We start from the raw sequence: 17,412 nt of genomic DNA on the forward strand, positions 1-17,412 counted from the left end.
ATTATGCGAAATAATAATTAAAAAGCCGCGCAATGCGCGGCTTTTTTAAATTGTCTAAAATATCCTTATCATATTTTAAAAATAAAACACAAAAGAAGATTTAGAAAGGAAAATTTTCAATTAAATATCAGTAACTTAATTGAAAAATCTGCCAAAAGGCTTAGATGCCAAGATTGCCAAAACGATTCTTGAACTTGGATACGCGGCCACCACGGTCAACAAGACCCTGTGAACCACCAGTCCAAGCTGGATGAGAATTTGGATCGATATCAAGGTTAAGAGTATCGCCTTCTTTGCCCCATGTTGAACGGGTCATGTATTCTGTACCATTGGTCATAACAACCTTGATGGCATGATAATTTGGATGAATGTCAGCTTTCATTATCGTTTCCTGAACTTTATTCCGCTAATCCCAATTTGAGGGGTGCGAACCAACTAATCTTTTGCTAAAGAAAACCTATCTAACATTACAGGCTTTCAAAAATCAGATTCTGCCTATACATCAGCATGACGACGATAACAAGGGCACAAAGTAAAATGGCATTATTTCGCGGCAAAAAAGATGAAAAAAACAGTAAAAACCAAAAAAATGGTAAAAAGACGCGACCGTTAAAGGTACTTTTCCCCTATATCAAGCGCAATCGCGGCATTTGTTTGGGTGCACTTATTTCATTAATTGTTGCAGCTCTTGTTATGTTGGCATTACCTATTGCCATTCGTCGTATGCTGGATCACGGTTTTTCCGATAGCAGCGGCGAAATGATTAATTCCTATTTTGTCATGATGCTAGCCTTGGCAGCCATTTTAGGTCTTGCCTCTGCAGCGCGCTATTATTTTGTTATTACCCTTGGTGAAAAAGTCGTCAATCATTTACGTAGTGATGTTTTTTCTCATGTGGTTGATTTGTCGCCGGGTTTTTATGATCGCTCTCATTCTGGCGAGATCGTCTCGCGCCTTTCAGCCGATACAACCCAAATAAAATCCGCTGTGGGTGCTAGCGTGTCTGTCGCTTTGCGCAATATTATTATGGCGGTGGGCGCTGTGATTATGATGATTATCACTAGTCCGAAATTATCAACACTGGTATTAATCACCATTCCCATCATTGTTATTCCGCTTATTGCTTTTGGCCGCAAAGTGCGTGTACGAACCCGTAAAGCACAGGATAGGCTAGCGGAAGCTAATGCTTTGGCGGGTGAGCAAATTGCGGCAATCCGCACCGTACAAGCTTTTAATGCGCAAAATTTTGTTTCATCGCAATTTAAGAAATTGGTTGATAAGGCGTTTAATGCAGCGCGCCAATCGGTGCAATCGCGGGCTTTTTTAACCGGATTTGCTATTTTTCTCGTCTTTGGTAGCGTCGTTGCTGTTTTGTGGATTGGCTCTAATGACGTGCTTGCCGGTAAAATGAGTGGCGGCACTTTAGGTCAATTTGTGCTATATGCGGTTTTTGCGGCAAGCTCCTTTGGACAATTATCCGAAGTTGGCGCCGAACTTGCCCAAGCAACGGGCGCGGCTGAACGTATTGCTGAATTATTGGACGAAAAATCTGATATTACCAGGCCACAAAATGCGCGCGCCATTGCCAAGGATATGGGCGACAGTGTGCGTTTTGATGATGTTTCCTTTACCTATCCAACAAGACCGGATTTCCAAGCCACTCATCATTTGAGTTTTGCAGTGGAGCAGGGCGAAAATGTAGCCTTTGTTGGGCCATCGGGGTCTGGTAAGAGCACAATTTTTGCGCTTTTGTTGCGTTTTTATGATCCACAAAGCGGTAAGATTTTTATAAATGGCCAAGAGCTTACCCTAGCCGATCCTTTTGATATACGCGACCATATTGCTTATGTTCCACAAGATGTTGCTATTTTTGATGGTACAATGCGTGATAATATTGCCTTTGGCCGCCCTGATATCAGTATGGCGGAGATTGAGAATGCAGCGCGTGCTGCCAATGCTTATGATTTTATTCATGAATTGCCCAATGGTTTTGATACGGAAGTTGGCGAGCGCGGTGTTACTTTGTCAGGCGGGCAAAAGCAGCGCATTGCCATTGCGCGTGCTATTTTGCGCAATGCACCAATATTACTGCTAGATGAAGCAACCTCAGCCCTTGATGCAGAAAGTGAAATGCTGGTGCAAAAAGCACTGGAAAAATTAATGGAAGGGCGCACTACATTGGTCATTGCCCATCGCCTTGCGACCGTTTTAAAAGCTGATCGCATTATGGTCATGGAAAATGGTCACATTGTTGAACAAGGAAAGCATGAAGAACTGGTTGAAAAGTCGGGCCTTTATGCCCGTTTAGCCCATTTGCAGTTTTCAAACCATGTCTAATGCAAAAATTTAGGCTTCTATTCACCATTATAAATTTATAGTTTTGCTTGCTTAAGAGATAAAATATGACAATGTGTCAAACGGCTGATGATCTTATCAAAGAATTTATGCGCCATCACCCCAAAGGCTTTGACTTGTCTTTAGGGCGCATTAGTGAGCTTTTAGAAAAATTAGGTTCACCGCAAAATAAATTGCCGCCAATTTTCCATATTGCTGGCACTAATGGCAAGGGTTCTGCCAGTGCCTATTTAAGATCGCTATTGGAAGAAGCCGGCTATGGTGTCCATGTCCATACGTCTCCCCATCTTGTCCATTGGCATGAGCGTTATCGCCTTGCGCAAAATACGCGTGCTAGCCAAAATGGTCAAAAAACAAGTAGCCAATTTGTTGATGATGCCGTTTTAGCCGATGTTTTGCAGCGTATTGGCACGGCAAATGCTAGTGCAGCGATTACTGTTTTTGAAATATTGACTGCCGCTGCCTTTTTGCTTTTTGCCGAGCATCCTGCCGACGCAATTATATTGGAAGTGGGATTGGGTGGTCGTTTTGATGCCACTAATGTCATCGCAAGCCCAGCCGTCTCGCTGATTATGCCAATATCGTTAGACCATCAAGCCTTTTTGGGCGATACAATTGCTGCCATTGCCGGTGAAAAGGCTGGCATTATCAAGAAAAAATGTCCGGTGGTGATTAGCGCGCAACAAAGCGATGAGGCTTTAGATGTTTTAACTACTATTGCCCAAAAAAATCACGCACCGACTTATATTTTTGGCCAAGATTTTACCGCTTATGAAGAACATGGGCGCATGGCTTTTCAAAATGAACAAGGCTTGATTGATTTGCCATTGCCACAATTAAATGGTGCTTATCAAATTCAAAATGCGGCTAGTGCTATTCAAGCGGTAAAAGTTGCCGGCTTTGCAATTCAAGATGAGCACATTGCTAACGCTTTACGTCATGTTTATTGGCCGGGGCGAATGCAAAAATTAGTATCAGGTGCATTGCTCGATCATGCTGCAAAAAATTGCGATATTTGGATAGATGGCGGTCATAATCCTGCAGCTGGCGCAGTTACAGTTGCGGCATTAAAGAAAATTATGAGCAATCAATATGATCGGCTTTACCTCATTGCTGGTATGATCAACACCAAGGATAGCCAATCCTATTTTGAAAATTTTGCTTGCCTATCGCCAAAGGTCTTTACTGTGCCGGTGCAATCATCCGATGCGGGTATTGATCCAAAGGATCTTGCTGCAATGGCAAAAGCTGCTAAGCTTGATGCAACAGCAACTGGTTCGATTGATGAAGCTTTGCAGGAAATTGCAACTATAAATGATGAAAGCAAACGCAGCCTTATCTTGATTTGCGGCTCGCTTTATCTTGCAGGTGACGCCTTAGACCAAAATGGCACACCACCGCGTTAGATCCAGTTATTTGCCCCAAAGCTTTAACGGCGGCAAGGTTTTGGCGCGTTGCTTTATCGCCTCAAGATCTGTTGGCTTATAATCCCATAAGTCAACACCGACATTGATGCTTTTATTGGTGCCTTGCCACTTATCATGGACATGACCAAAAAGATGTAAGCTACCATGGTGGTCACCATTCCAGCTTAAAAGTGGATAATGGCAAAGCACTAATTTTGTTTCACCATCGCTCAGCTCAAAAAGAGCATGAATACTTGCCCATGGCAGGCGCTTGACGCTGCTGTGATCATGATTGCCAATGATGAGATGTTTTTGCCCGGGAATAGAGTTGAAAAGGGCATTTAATAATGCGGCATCTTTGTTTTTCTTGCCGCAATAAAAATCGCCAATGATCCAAAGATGATCGTCTTGCATGACACAGTCTTGCAGATTTTGCAGCAAGGCGGCATCCATATCATCTGTATTTTCAAAGGGGCGATCGCAATAATGAAGAATATTCTTATGGCCGAAATGCGGGTCGGCAGTATACCAATGTTTCATGGCGCAATTTTATCACAGGAAATAGCGGCTCACAATGCGCACTTTGATAAAAAAAATGGCTGTTGCATTAATCAAACACAGATGCTTGATATTTTAAGCAAGTCGACAAAATTAGAATTATAATACTATAATTGCGATTCAATCGGCAGCCAACTAATAAGCTGCACAAAAAGTCGCCGCCAAATTGATGTTTTGGGGTCGTGTTTATAAATCTCAAGCTTATCATCTTCAATGTCATGCCAATTTAAACGGTCTTTTTTATCAAGCATCACTTCATAGCTCATATCATCATTGATTTCTTCGCAAAAAAGTTGATCCATCATGATAGCGATTTCGCGGCAATCAAATAAAATGCCCATTTCGGTATTAAGCGATGCCGAGCGTGGATCAAAATTGAATGAGCCAACAAAGCCACGCTCACGGTCGATCAAAAAAGCTTTAGTATGTAAGCTTGCATGGCCTGAACCAAAAAGCCGCAAATGGTGATGACCACTATCGGCCTTTAACTCATATAGCTTAACGCCGCCTTTTAATAGTTTTTTGCGGTAGCACATATAGCCGCCATGCACTACAGCGACATCGGTTGCTGATAGGGAATTGGTGAGAATTTGCACATCACAACCATCAGCTGCAATTTTGGTTAAATGCTCGCTGCCTGCAACACCTGGAATAAAATAGGGCGATGTTATTTGTAAATTGGTGCTTGCCTCATTGATAAAGGGCATTAAAATTTCCATAAGCCAATTATCTGCGCCTTTATTAAGGGCTTTTTCTGGTGGGTCTGAAATGACTTTCACCATATCGGCCGCAATGAGACGACCATTTTTTTCTAAAAAATGATGAAGTCCCAAATGATGGTGCAAATAATCAAGATAGGGGCGAGCCTTTGCCGATTTGCGGAAAAGCCGTAATTTTGTTTTCCATTTATCAGGGTTTTTAAGCGTGCGCGGTAGGGTTAGGGCATGGATTGGCAAAACCACTTCGCTATTCCAGAATGTATCAAAAATGCTTTCAGCATTGCGTACCTCTGGCCCAATGAGTATGAGATCAAGATCACGAAAATTAGACTTCTGCCCCGCACCAAAATAAGCGTCACCAATATTGCGTCCCCCAACAAAGGCAAGGCGACCATCGGCAATAAAAGCCTTATTATGCATACGCCGTGTTACAGTTAAGGCGCGCAGGGCCATTTCTAATCCACGTTGCAAACCATTTTGACGGGTACGCGAAGGATTAAACATGCGGATTTCGATATTTTGATGTTGGTCAAGAGCTACATAAGCGCGATCACGACCTTGCGCATTAATATCATCCAGAATAAGCCGTACTTTGACACCGCGATCTGCCGCTTCAACAATTTCGTTAAGCAAGAGCCGCCCCGTTACGTCATCGTCCCAAATATAATACATCATATCAAGGCTGCGCTCTGCCATGCGTGCTGCAAGAACGCGGGCGGCAAAAGCATCAAGATTATTAATCAATAGCGACAGGGCATTATAACTTACGCCAAGGCCATTACGCTCATGGGCAATTTTTTGCACCAATTGATCTATCTGGGTTGCATTTTCTTCCAAAGGCAAAGCATAAGAGGGTTCGCCGCGTGCTTGTTTAGCAAAGCGACCATAAGTATAGACGGCAAGAATGGACGCGAGTGCAATAATAATTACAATCAGCAAAAATATTTTTAAAAAGTCAAATATGCTATCCATTTGCTCCAAATGATGAAAACTCCCTTGATGGTTTTATTGGAACTCTGCTAAAACAACCACATTCATATCAGTTATAATTATTTGAAGTTCATGACATATTTATGTATGAACCATAGACTTATCAATGAAGCCTATTAAAAGATTTTTGAAAATTAACTGTCATATTATCCTGCACATAAAAATGAAAAATCATATTTGCGGCACAGCACATTTGCTAATGCAAATGTTACAAAAAGTGCATCGCAGTTTTTAACGATCAAGACATGGCAACAACAAGATAGAGATAAAAATGAGCGTGCAAGCCGACCCTTATTGGAAAAGCAATGTTATTATCGTCACGCTTGGTGCTTTTACCACCATTGTCGGTATGACATTGCTGCTGCCAATATTGCCGCTCTATATTGCTGATCTTGGTGTTGATAAACCATCTTCCATTGCATCATGGTCAGGTATTACTTATGGCATAACCTATTTTGCCGCAGCTCTTGTCGCACCACTTTGGGGGCGGCTTGGTGATCTTTATGGCCGCAAATTGATGTTGGTGAGGGCAAGCTTTGGCATGGCAATTTCTATTGCTTTAATGGGCATGGCCACATCAATTGAGCAATTATTTTTCTTGCGGCTTTTAACTGGTCTTGCTGGCGGCTATGCCTCTGGTGCAGCTATTTTAGCTGCAACACAAGCACCGCGCGATCAAACCGGATGGGCGATTGGCCTTGTTTCATCAGGTATTATGGCTGGTAATTTCTTAGGGCCATTAATTGGTGGTATTTTACCAATTTATATTGGCATCAGAGCCTCTTTTTGGGTTGTTGGTTTGGTTATATTTATTACCTTTTTGGCAACGACATTCATGTTAAGAGAAAATAAAAGCCTATTTCAAAAACGTGAAGTACCAGATAAAGCGCAAAGTAAACCTTGGCGTAGCGTTATGACTGTATCAGTGATTATTGCTTTGACCACCGCAATGTTATTGATGTTTGCAAATATGTCAATTGAGCCAATTATTACTCTTTATGTTCAACAATTAATGACTGTTGATGTTGGTGATTTGCAACAATCTCATTTACAGGGCGTGACTTTTTGGGCTGGTATTATTATGTCGGTGACGGCCCTTGGTAGTGCATTATCAGCTAAACGATTAGGTAGCCTTGCCGATAAAGTTGGCTATCAACCGGTTTTGATTATCGCCATGCTTTGTGCGGGGCTTTTGCTTATTCCGCAGGCCTTTGTTACCTCACCCTTGCAGCTTGCAATTTTACGCTTTTTCTTAGGTGTTGCTTTAGGCGGACTTATTCCATGCATTACCGCTAGTTTACGGCAAAATATTAGTGATGATAAGCTTGGAACCGTGCTAGGTCTATCGGTTTCTTGCCAATATGTTGGGCAGGTTTTAGGGCCGTTAATGGGGGGCTATATTGGGGGCTATTTTGGTATGGAGCCAGTATTTTTTATTACCGCTTTTGTGCTTATTCTTTGTGCTTTGGGCAATATGCTTTTATTGGTAAACAAAAAATAGAACATTTGGCTCATTTTCAAGTTGGCCTAAAAGCTCTATTTTTATGTTTTATGTAAAAAATGTTTAAATAAACAAGAATTAAGTCTTTGGGAAAATTACAATGTGCCAAGGCGCAATAAATCGTGGAAATGTAAAATCCCAATCGGTTTATCATTCTCCACCACCAATAAGGCGCTTATTTTATATTCATTAAGTAAGGCCATTGCTGATGCAGTAATCGCATCTGGATTTACGGTTTTCGGTGATTTTGTCATAACATCATCAACCTTTAATTGTGAAAGGTCGCGGTTACAGTTGCGCGCAAGGTCACCCTCAGTCACGATACCGCTGAGTTTGCCATTGTCATCAATAACTGCAACACAGCCAAAATGCTTTGCCGCAAGCTCTTGCATCGCAAGCGGCATTGGTGTGCCCAATTGTACCAGTGGTATACTGTCATTTTTATGCATGACATCACGTACAAAGCTTAAACTTGCACCAAGTGAACCACCTGGATGATAAATCTTGAAATCACTTGCCGAAAAATGTCGTGCTTCAAGTAGCGACACAGCCAAAGCATCGCCAAGCGCCAATTGCATACCGGTTGATGTTGTCGGCGCAAGACCATGCGGACAAGCTTCCTCAGCTTTTGGTAGCAACAAAAGAATATCAGCTTGCCGACCAAGAGCGGAATCTTCGCCAGAAGTTAATGCAATAAGAGGAATTTTAAAGCGGCGTGAGTGGTTTAATATGCCTTTAAGTTCTGTTGTTTCACCCGACCAAGAAAGCGCAAGAATGACATCATTGCGGCCAATCATGCCAAGATCACCGTGATTGGCTTCTGCTGCATGAACAAAAAATGCTGGTGTTCCAGTTGAGGCAAGGGTGGCTGCAATCTTTGCGCCAATGTGGCCGCTTTTGCCAAGACCAGTTACAACCACGCGGCCATTTATGCCGGCAATAGTTTGTACTGCGGTTAAAAATGGCTCTGAAAGACCATTTTTTAAAGCTTGCTCTAGCGCTTGAAGCCCAGCCTTTTCATTTTGCACTGTTTTGAGCGCAGAATGAATAACAGATTGCTTGTCGATGCTTGTTGTGTCTGCAATTTTTTCCATGATAATATCAAATAAATTAAAATTCTATCGCCGTCTATAAAATTATCGATAACAGCTTTCGGTATTATAGTTTTTCGATTTAAATATAGCCGCCATTTAAAAAAATAAAGTCAGGAAACAGCTAAATTAAAGCTATCCTGACTTTATCAAATCAAGCCGACATATTGTAAATCAATAGGGATGATTTACAATTATGATTTTTGAGCATTATTTAATAATTCGGTTAGCGGACCTATAATCCTATCGCACATGTCATCACGTTCTAAACCAAAGGCGACATTAGCTTCAATAAAACCAACTTTTGAGCCGCAATCAAAGGTTTTACCTTGGAAGTGATAGCCATAAAATTCTTGGTTTTTTGCAAGCTTTTTCATACCATCGGTCAATTGGATTTCATTTCCTGAACCGCGTTCTTGGTGGGCAAGAATATCAAAAATTTCAGGCTGAATAATATAACGGCCATTAATAAATAAGTTGGATGGGGCGCTACCAGGTGCTGGCTTTTCAACCATTTCAGTAATTTGAAAACCATTGGCAATGTCGTTACCTTTGCCAACAATACCATATTTATGGGCTTCTTCTGCAGCGCATTCTTGCACCGCAATAATATTGCCACCCGTTTCATTATAAAGGCGCACCATTTCAGATAGGCAACCTTGTTGAGATTGCATGATCATGTCGGGTAATAAAAGGGCAAATGGCTCATTGCCAACAAGTTCGCGCGCGCACCATACCGCATGACCAAGACCTAGGGGATCTTGTTGGCGGGTAAAAGATGTTGTGCCCGGCAAAGGTTGCAATTCTTGCAAATGGTTTAGTTCTTCTTTTTTGCCACGCGATTCAAGATTTTGGTATAATTCAACTTGCGCATCAAAATAATCTTCAATCACCGCCTTATTACGGCCGGTAACAAAAATCAAATGCTCAATACCAGCGGCGCGTGCTTCATCAACCACATATTGAATAACGGGCTTATCAACAACAGTCAGCATTTCTTTAGGCACTGTCTTCGTTGCAGGAAGAAAACGAGTGCCAAGACCGGCAACAGGAAAAACCGCTTTACGAATTTTGCGCAAGGAAATACCCCTTTTATAATATAGGCTTAAAAGCCGTTAAACTGCGTTATAAAGTACCTTACTTTTTGGCATATATCCGATTTAATTACAATACACCCTTTTGCCGCATTTGTAATGATATTTGATATTGTTAAAATTGCTGGCTCATCAAATATTGGGTTAATTGTACTTGCATTTTATTTATCTAACAGCAGTTGATATTTTCTCAAACCATGGTCATAAAACTAGTTTCTTGCATGTTGTGTTAATACTTTGATTGGCTTTATAAAAAAGCCTAAAAGAGATGTGATGACTAGCTATGGATGAAATTTAGAGGCGGCAATCTTTATCCATAAATGCGTAAACGGTAGAAAATGTCTAACAAAAAAGCAGTTGATTTTGAAATCAAATATGGCTCATCCTTAGCGGGTGGTTTTACCATGCAGCTAGTACCTATTGCCGAGGGAATTGTCGACTATGTAAATGAAATGGAGAATTTCTATTATGATGATGGAATATGCATAAGCGAAATTGCTTTTGGGTTCATCGAAAGATGTATCGCTGAAAATGTGCGAGATAATTATTGTCATTGGGGCATAACAAAAATTGATAACGAGGAATGGGAGATCATCGTCACCGCAGTGAAGGATGTGGTTAGTGATTGGCGAAACGCTAAAAACATAATAGATGTCATGGCTAGCCTCAATCGTTTTGAGGATGATGGTTTTTATCAAAAATTATATTTTGAAAAAACGCGAAAAGAATTTTTAAACTTTGCTGAAGAGTTTTTGCTCTGGGGCAATGGCGTGTTTGAAAAATACAAGACCATGGTTGTATTGGGCATTTGATGGGTGGGTTTATCGTTATTGACTTAGGTAAAATTGTGACGATAGCCACTCCTTATTTGTAAAAAATCCCTATTAAAAATAAAAGCCCCTTTGGCAAAACCAAAGGGGCTTTTGTTTAAGCATTTTTAAAATTTACATATGCAAAGGCTTAGCAAATGTAGCAAGGGCTGCTTCACGTACTGCTTCCGACAGGGTTGGATGTGCGTGGCAAGTACGGCCAAGATCTTCTGATGAGCCACCAAATTCCATGAGCACGGAAATTTCGTGGATCATTTCACCAGCACCATAACCTAGAATATGACCACCAAGAACCCGGTCGGTCTTTTTGCAAGCTAGGATTTTTACAAAACCGTCTGTATGCTGCATCGAGCGTGCACGACCATTAGCAGTGAATGGAAATTTACCGACATTATATTCAATGCCAGCAGCTTTTAATTCTTCTTCCGTTTTACCAACAGACGCAACCTCTGGCTGGGTATAAACAACGCCCGGAATAACATCAAAATTAACATGGCCTTTTTGACCAGCCAAAATTTCAGCGACAGCAACGCCTTCATCTTCAGCCTTATGGGCAAGCATTGGGCCTTTAACCACGTCACCAATAGCATAAACGCCATCAATATTGGTTTTCCAATGATTGTCAATTTCAACGCAGCCACGATTGTCAAGCTTAACGCCAACTTCTTCAAGTCCAAGACCAGTTGTATAAGGCTTACGACCAGTTGCAACCAAAACAACATCACCATGAAGCGATTGGGTTTCGCCGCCACTTACAGGTTCATAACGCACCGTTGCACCCATGAAGCCATTTTCAACACCGGTTACTTTAGCGCCAAGCTTATAAGTAATGCCTTGCTTTTCCATAAGTCTTTGGAAGTTGCGCGATACTTCGCCATCCATGCCGCCAAGGGCTTTATCAAGATATTCAACAATTGTTACTTTTGTACCAAGACGCGCATAAACTGAACCAAGTTCACTACCAATAACACCCGCACCAACGACAATCATAGTTGATGGAACTTTGCTAAGCGCCAAGGCACCGGTTGATGAAATGATGGTTTTTTCATCAAATTCAAATTCAACACCAGGGATACCTGCAACATCAGAGCCAGTTGCAATAACGATGTTTTTGGTTTCAACAGTTTGAACACCGCCATCTTCAGCAGTTACTTCAATTTTGCCTTGAGCAACAATTTTACCAGTGCCAATAAAAGTATCAACCTTGTTCTTTTTAGCTAGAAAGGCAACACCGCTGGTATTGGCATCAATAACGCTTTGCTTGAATTCCATCATTTTGGCAAAATCAAATTCCGGCTTGCCAATTTTAACACCGATTGAATCATAGCCATGAGAGGCTTCGGCATATACTTCTGAAGCATGAAGCAATGCTTTTGATGGAATACAGCCAACATTGAGGCATGTGCCGCCAAATGTTTTACGCTTTTCAATCATTGCGGTTTTAAGCCCTAATTGGGCAGCTTTAAATGCACAAACATAGCCGCCTGGGCCTGAACCGATCACCACAACATCATAAGACATGATTCTTCCTTTTGCTTTGGGTTTTCCCATCGTTTATCGGTGATTAGCATAAATTATGTGAGTCTCAAAAACAAAGTTGAGGCAAATGACAAATTTTATTGTCTTTGGTTTAAATATCATGTTGGTAAAATTTATTTAATCCTAAATAATGATAGACCAAATAATTATATACATAATGTAATAGAAACAGTAGTGGCAAAGCAGGTTTTTAAGGTTTTTGCATGTTAGATTTTTAAAGTTAAAATTTTTTTGTGTTGGTTGTAATAAAATTGTTATATTTTTATTCTTAATATGCAGTGGTAAATTACATTTTCTGTTTGAAAAAATTTGTGATTAATGTAGGCTTCGTTTATTAGGCTAGTAAAATGAGATTTTTGCTTAGACTTTTAACAAATTGCTTATTGGCGGTCTTAATTAAAACTACCTATTAATAAGGTTAAGATTTTAATGAAAATGTCAAATAGCAAGTTTCAATAAAATTTAAGCATATTCTTCAATAACACATTGATGACTAATTGGGATTATATATGCAAGCTTTTGATGTTATCATTTATCATAATCCACGTTGCGGTACTTCGCGTGATGTTCTCGATATGATCAGGGCAAGTGGTATAGAGCCTCATATCATCGAATATCTTAAAACACCTCCATCAGCATTAATGTTGAATATCTTGGCTAAACGCTCCGGTATCGAGTTGCGTGATTTTATTCGCACCAAGGAAGAAGCTTATAATAAATTTGGTCTTGATGACCTAACGCTTAATGATGAACAGATTTCTGCGCTGATGCACGAACATCCAGAACTTATTAATCGACCAATCGTTGCGTCGCCAAATGGCGTTAAATTGTGCAGGCCGGCAGCAAGCGTTAATGAATTATTGGTTCAAAATTAAAAAATCTGGCGCTCATTTTGATGGTTATGTCATATTTATATGGCTAATTTGAATAAGACAAAAAGAATTGGACTAGTTTATAAATAGCATTGTTAGTTAAGGCTTTGAAAATTGGTTTAACATAAGTTTTATTGCAAGCCGCTTCTCTTTTGGGGAGGTGTACAAGGACTGGACGTATTGAACATATGGCAGATCTCGGTATTCAACAAAAAAGACGTATGAGGGGGGTTGATTCTCCTGCCTTTCGCAAGCTAATCTCAACTGTTGGTTTTATTGTCCCAATGATAGGAGTTGCTACCGCGAACCCTTTGTTAAAAAGTGATGAATATGTAATGTTTTTGCCCGATATTGCTTATGAGCAAAGCGATGGCAAATATGTTGCAGGTGTGCAAGCCTGGGTCTATGAAAAGCAAAGACGACCCGGCTTAACTCAAATGCTCGCGCTTTTTTTAGGGATTGATCTGTCAAGCCTTACCCCTGCAGAACGCCAACGCTTTTATGAACGCACGCAATTATTTCGGGTTGATTCAGAGCGGGGGAAGCAAATTCTCGTTACCGATATTGCTGGTAATCGCCATAGCTTACCTTTGACTAAGCGTAGCGGAAGAACAGGTGATGTTGTGGCCATTTTGCCACCACAGCCTTTTGGAGAAGAAAATAAAAAAATATTTTTTGAATTAAATGGTCGAGGTAAGCCTGCTAATCATAATCAAGCAACGGCCTATTTTGCTCCTAAAAGTGGTCTATCCATTGTTTCAGATATTGATGATACAATTAAAGAAACCAAGGTTGGGAAAACCCGGCAAGTATTGATCAAAACATTTCTAGAGGAGTTTGTGGCTGTTGATGGCATGAGTGAATGGTATAGCGATCTTGCCAATGATAAGGAGGTTGCTTTTCATTATGTTTCATCTTCGCCTATTCAGCTCTATCCACTCTTATCTGAGTTTATGAATAAGGCGGGCTATCCCGAAGGCAGCATGCATCTGCGCGAAACAACCCGCTGGACCGAAATTGTGCCACGCGGTGCAGCGCGCTTGCATAAGCCATCTTCCATTGAACGTTTGGTCAAGGCTTACCCAAATCGCCATTTTATTTTAATTGGTGATTCAGGCGAGCATGATCCGACAATATATGCAGATTTTATGCGTAAATATCCCAATCAAATCATTGGTATTTGCATTAGAGATGTTTCATCTGAGGGAGTAGCCAAAAATTACGCAGAAATTTTTGCAGGTTTACCAGCGGAACAATGGTTGGTTACCAATTCGGTTGAAAAAATGCGGTTGGCTGTCAATCAATGGCGCAGCGCCCACGGTTATTAATATTTTTAAAATATTTAAACGGGAGAGTGTTGTGGCGTTTAAAGTGATGACGCTTTTCGTCTTGTTGCAAATATTACTGTGAAGCGTCATTTTGGGGCTCGTTAGCTTATCGAGTTAACTAAAATAGAGTTTCAAGGATCTTCATTTTACTTAGCACATTTTGAAATATGCTCAAAAATCCATAGAGCACATGGTGAAGAGAAGAAAACCTTAATGGCATTTTGCTGCATTTGTTATTTTTTTAGGTGAAAGATGATCGCCTCAGCAAATTGAATGCGTCATAATTTAATTTTTTTTATATAACCATGCCACATATCGACCAATTATGGCGAAATCTCCCAATTTGCGTCAAATTTCCTAAAATCAAAACAGAAATATCACTTAGAAATCCTATAAATTTAGGCTAAGGCTGTGAATAACTTAACTGAATTATGACCACAATAAGGAAATCTTACCAATTGCGGCAGGTCATTTTCAAAATTGGGCAAGGAAGCGTCTGCTTCTTTTACTAATAGAATATTCCAAATAACTTTTCCAAAAAGCTTTGATCAATGTTCAAAATCTACCGTAAATTATTTAAAATATTGAATACCTGATTTTTAATATCATTTATTTGTAATTGAAATAAATCAATCGATATTTTTTTAATATAAAAATATAAAAAATTTAATTTAAATAATTATAGGAATATAATTAATATAAATTTACTTAAAATAAAAGATTTATCATTTTGATACAATTTTTTAAAAATTTCTTCAATTTGATATTATCAAATTTTCAACACAGCATCGCCATATATTACCCTTAGGTCAGCAGTCATTAACCAATATTATCAATAACAATTGGAAATGATATGTCTTCTGCCCTTAGCCGAGCTGTGTGTTTGCTTGGTGCAATTGCAATGCCGCTTATTACTCTTATGCCTCAAACTGCATCTGCAGCTAGCCAATGTGGACGTGCTTCTTGGTACGCGCTTTACTCCAAAACAGCTTCAGGTGAGCGCATGAATCCATCAGCTATGACCGCCGCGCACCGCTCCTTGCCATTAGGCAGCAAAATCCGTGTTGTCAACAAAGCTAATGGTAAATCAGTTGTGGTGCGCATTAATGATCGCGGACCTTTCATTCGTGGCCGCGTGCTTGATCTATCTAAAGGTGCAGCCCGCGAACTTGGCTATATAAGTGCTGGTCACGCCGCTGTTTGCTATGAGCGTATTAGCTAATATACGCTGCCAATACCAAGCGCTATAAAACTATTGTTTCGAGTGCTTCTAAATTGCAGCTTTATACCCACAAAGTTTGATATATTTGCCAAACTGTTAGCTTGCGAAATTGCTAGTTTTTCTATAAGGAAAAAATAGTGGTAAAGCCTAGCGATTATATTAATAGAAAAATGATCGCTATTTATGGCCGCGACGCTTGCAATTGAAAACCCCTTAAGGTTTTATATGCGAATATATCAAGATATTGTAAATGCAAAATTGCTTTCTCATTATCTTGGAATTTTTTAGCATTGATTGTACTGCTATTTGGCTAAAATAGTTGTCAATCAATGGTAAGTGGGCTGGGATATCGCGTGATTGTGATGTTCTTCTTAGTAAACATAAGGGTAGCTACTGCTTTTCAAGCATAGGCCCCAATTTGAAGTGGCAAGTGACGCAAAATGGCGCGTATTGTGATGAAATTCGGAGGAACCTCCGTTGCAGATATCGACCGCATCCGTAATGTAGCACGTCACGTTAAACGTGAAGTTGACGCAGGCAATGAAGTTGCTGTTGTTGTTTCAGCAATGGCAGGAAAAACCAATGAATTGGTAGCATGGACAAAGCAGGCCTCTGCCATGCATGATGCACGCGAATATGATACGGTTGTGGCATCGGGTGAACAGGTAACGGCTGGTTTATTAGCTATTGCCTTACAAGATATGGGTATTGATGCGCGGTCATGGATGGGGTGGCAAATCCCAATTCGAACAGATAGTACCCATAGTTCAGCACGTATTCTTGACATTGACCCAACTATTTTGCTTGAGCGCTTCGCGCTTGGTCAAGTTGCGGTTATTGCAGGCTTTCAAGGGATTGCACCTGATAATCGCATTGCAACCCTTGGGCGCGGTGGTTCTGATACCAGTGCTGTGGCTATTGCTGCGGCAGTAAAAGCTGATCGTTGCGATATTTATACTGATGTTGATGGCGTTTACACCACAGATCCAAGAATTGAGCCAAAAGCACGCCGTTTGCACAAAGTCGCCTTTGAAGAAATGCTTGAAATGGCATCATTGGGTGCCAAGGTTTTACAAGTGCGCTCGGTCGAGCTTGCGATGGTTCATAAAGTGCGTACCTTTGTACGTTCTAGTTTTGAAGACCCCGATGCTCCGGGAATGGGCGATTTAATCAATCCACCAGGAACACTTATTTGCGATGAGGATGAAATCGTGGAACAACAGGTTGTAACAGGCATTGCCTTTGCTAAAGACGAAGCACAAATTTCTTTGCGCCGTATTGATGATCGCCCCGGCATCTCTGCTGCTATTTTTGGCCCATTAGCCGAAGATCATATCAATGTTGACATGATCGTACAGAATATTTCTGAAGATGGTTCAAAAACCGACATGACTTTTACCGTTCCATCGAGCGATGTGGAAAAGGCAGTCAAGATTCTTGAAGCCGATAAAAATGATATTGAATTTGATGCGATTCAATCGGAAACTGGCCTTGCTAAGGTTTCCGTGATCGGCATCGGCATGAGAAGCCATGCGGGTGTTGCTGCAACCGCGTTTAAAGCTATGGCTGAAAAAGGCATCAATATCCGTGCGATTACCACATCAGAAATCAAAATTTCAATTTTGATCGATAGCGCCTATACTGAGCTTGCCGTGCGTACATTGCATGCAATTTATGGTCTTGATAAGGACTAAGAATTTCTTGCTGGATTGACTTTTGCCGGTTTTATAACTGGTTTAATAAAAGTCTAATCTTATTCGATGAAAAAAGACAAGCCTTCACCATTAAGTTGAGGGCTTGTTAAATACAGATTGATAAATCGATTATTTTCTAACAAGGCCCATTTACAAAAAAATGTGTTTGGCTTTTAATAGTATGATAACGATTACATTCGACATGTTATCTTT

The 17,412-nt window shown here is 40.5% G+C and carries 14 protein-coding genes; 8 read left to right on the top strand and 6 right to left on the bottom strand.

What is annotated here, in order from left to right:
- Window positions 1–160 precede the first annotated feature (160 nt).
- Window positions 161–382 carry a 50S ribosomal protein L31 gene (rpmE, locus tag H3299_RS00395; RefSeq protein WP_182418387.1) on the bottom strand — a complete coding sequence of 74 codons (222 nt, stop codon included), beginning with the start codon at window positions 380–382 and terminating at the stop codon, window positions 161–163.
- 155 nt (window positions 383–537) lie between these two features.
- Between rpmE and H3299_RS00400 the strand changes: the two genes are divergently transcribed.
- The gene (locus H3299_RS00400; protein WP_246708099.1) at window positions 538–2,337 is read left to right on the top strand and encodes an ABC transporter transmembrane domain-containing protein; all 1,800 of its coding nucleotides are present in this window, start codon (window positions 538–540) and stop codon (window positions 2,335–2,337) included.
- A 71-nt stretch (window positions 2,338–2,408) separates the two neighbouring features.
- Window positions 2,409–3,761 (top strand): folylpolyglutamate synthase/dihydrofolate synthase family protein, encoded by a 1,353-nt coding sequence (locus H3299_RS00405; RefSeq protein WP_246708238.1) that lies wholly within the window; start codon window positions 2,409–2,411, stop codon window positions 3,759–3,761.
- Window positions 3,762–3,767: 6 nt separating this feature from the next.
- Here the strand turns inward: H3299_RS00405 and H3299_RS00410 are convergent, their stop codons facing one another.
- On the bottom strand, window positions 3,768–4,301 hold the full coding sequence (locus H3299_RS00410) for a metallophosphoesterase (protein WP_182418389.1): 534 nt from the start codon (window positions 4,299–4,301) through the stop codon (window positions 3,768–3,770).
- A 125-nt stretch (window positions 4,302–4,426) separates the two neighbouring features.
- Window positions 4,427–6,010: a phospholipase D family protein gene (locus H3299_RS00415; protein ID WP_182418390.1), complete on the bottom strand. Its 1,584-nt coding sequence runs from the start codon at window positions 6,008–6,010 to the stop codon at window positions 4,427–4,429.
- Window positions 6,011–6,299: 289 nt separating this feature from the next.
- Between H3299_RS00415 and H3299_RS00420 the strand changes: the two genes are divergently transcribed.
- A complete protein-coding gene (locus H3299_RS00420; protein ID WP_182418391.1) occupies window positions 6,300–7,529 on the top strand; it encodes an MFS transporter in 1,230 nt (409 codons plus the stop codon).
- Window positions 7,530–7,624: 95 nt separating this feature from the next.
- Here H3299_RS00420 and H3299_RS00425 read toward each other — a convergent pair whose 3' ends face one another.
- Together H3299_RS00425 and galU are read right to left on the bottom strand one after the other, a co-directional pair.
- On the bottom strand, window positions 7,625–8,623 hold the full coding sequence (locus H3299_RS00425; protein ID WP_182418392.1) for an SIS domain-containing protein: 999 nt from the start codon (window positions 8,621–8,623) through the stop codon (window positions 7,625–7,627).
- Between the two features lie 191 nt (window positions 8,624–8,814).
- Window positions 8,815–9,699: a UTP--glucose-1-phosphate uridylyltransferase GalU gene (galU, locus tag H3299_RS00430; RefSeq protein WP_182418393.1), complete on the bottom strand. Its 885-nt coding sequence runs from the start codon at window positions 9,697–9,699 to the stop codon at window positions 8,815–8,817.
- Window positions 9,700–10,052: 353 nt separating this feature from the next.
- On the opposite strand from galU, the gene H3299_RS00435 reads away from it, so the two are divergent.
- A complete protein-coding gene (locus H3299_RS00435; RefSeq protein WP_182418394.1) occupies window positions 10,053–10,526 on the top strand; it encodes a hypothetical protein in 474 nt (157 codons plus the stop codon).
- A 132-nt stretch (window positions 10,527–10,658) separates the two neighbouring features.
- On the opposite strand, the gene lpdA is transcribed toward H3299_RS00435, so the two are convergent.
- Window positions 10,659–12,065 (bottom strand): dihydrolipoyl dehydrogenase, encoded by a 1,407-nt coding sequence (gene lpdA, locus H3299_RS00440; RefSeq protein WP_182418395.1) that lies wholly within the window; start codon window positions 12,063–12,065, stop codon window positions 10,659–10,661.
- A 527-nt stretch (window positions 12,066–12,592) separates the two neighbouring features.
- Here lpdA and arsC point away from each other — a divergent pair.
- The 4 genes from arsC (at window position 12,593) to H3299_RS00460 (ending at window position 17,199) form a co-directional block, all read left to right on the top strand.
- Window positions 12,593–12,958 carry an arsenate reductase (glutaredoxin) gene (arsC, locus tag H3299_RS00445; RefSeq protein ID WP_182418396.1) on the top strand — a complete coding sequence of 122 codons (366 nt, stop codon included), beginning with the start codon at window positions 12,593–12,595 and terminating at the stop codon, window positions 12,956–12,958.
- Window positions 12,959–13,143: 185 nt separating this feature from the next.
- Entirely contained in the window at window positions 13,144–14,283 is a 1,140-nt protein-coding gene (locus H3299_RS00450; protein ID WP_182418397.1) for a phosphatase domain-containing protein, read from the top strand.
- 901 nt (window positions 14,284–15,184) lie between these two features.
- Window positions 15,185–15,505: a septal ring lytic transglycosylase RlpA family protein gene (locus tag H3299_RS00455; RefSeq protein ID WP_246708240.1), complete on the top strand. Its 321-nt coding sequence runs from the start codon at window positions 15,185–15,187 to the stop codon at window positions 15,503–15,505.
- A gap of 440 nt (window positions 15,506–15,945) precedes the next feature.
- Window positions 15,946–17,199 (top strand): aspartate kinase, encoded by a 1,254-nt coding sequence (locus H3299_RS00460; protein ID WP_182418399.1) that lies wholly within the window; start codon window positions 15,946–15,948, stop codon window positions 17,197–17,199.
- Window positions 17,200–17,412 lie beyond the last annotated feature (213 nt).

Origin of the sequence: Bartonella sp. HY038 (assembly GCF_014117425.1) — a bacterium.
GTDB lineage: Bacteria > Pseudomonadota > Alphaproteobacteria > Rhizobiales > Rhizobiaceae > HY038.

Bases quoted from the DNA above. Each gene is read 5' to 3' on its own strand.
- rpmE (WP_182418387.1), bottom strand. From the start codon at position 382: ATGAAAGCTGACATTCATCCAAATTATCATGCCATCAAGGTTGTTATG.
- H3299_RS00400 (WP_246708099.1), top strand. From the start codon at position 538: ATGGCATTATTTCGCGGCAAAAAAGATGAAAAAAACAGTAAAAACCAA.
- H3299_RS00405 (WP_246708238.1), top strand. From the start codon at position 2,409: ATGTGTCAAACGGCTGATGATCTTATCAAAGAATTTATGCGCCATCAC.
- H3299_RS00410 (WP_182418389.1), bottom strand. From the start codon at position 4,301: ATGAAACATTGGTATACTGCCGACCCGCATTTCGGCCATAAGAATATT.
- H3299_RS00415 (WP_182418390.1), bottom strand. From the start codon at position 6,010: ATGGATAGCATATTTGACTTTTTAAAAATATTTTTGCTGATTGTAATT.
- H3299_RS00420 (WP_182418391.1), top strand. From the start codon at position 6,300: ATGAGCGTGCAAGCCGACCCTTATTGGAAAAGCAATGTTATTATCGTC.
- H3299_RS00425 (WP_182418392.1), bottom strand. From the start codon at position 8,623: ATGGAAAAAATTGCAGACACAACAAGCATCGACAAGCAATCTGTTATT.
- H3299_RS00435 (WP_182418394.1), top strand. From the start codon at position 10,053: ATGTCTAACAAAAAAGCAGTTGATTTTGAAATCAAATATGGCTCATCC.
- lpdA (WP_182418395.1), bottom strand. From the start codon at position 12,065: ATGTCTTATGATGTTGTGGTGATCGGTTCAGGCCCAGGCGGCTATGTT.
- arsC (WP_182418396.1), top strand. From the start codon at position 12,593: ATGCAAGCTTTTGATGTTATCATTTATCATAATCCACGTTGCGGTACT.
- H3299_RS00450 (WP_182418397.1), top strand. From the start codon at position 13,144: ATGGCAGATCTCGGTATTCAACAAAAAAGACGTATGAGGGGGGTTGAT.
- H3299_RS00455 (WP_246708240.1), top strand. From the start codon at position 15,185: ATGCCGCTTATTACTCTTATGCCTCAAACTGCATCTGCAGCTAGCCAA.
- H3299_RS00460 (WP_182418399.1), top strand. From the start codon at position 15,946: ATGGCGCGTATTGTGATGAAATTCGGAGGAACCTCCGTTGCAGATATC.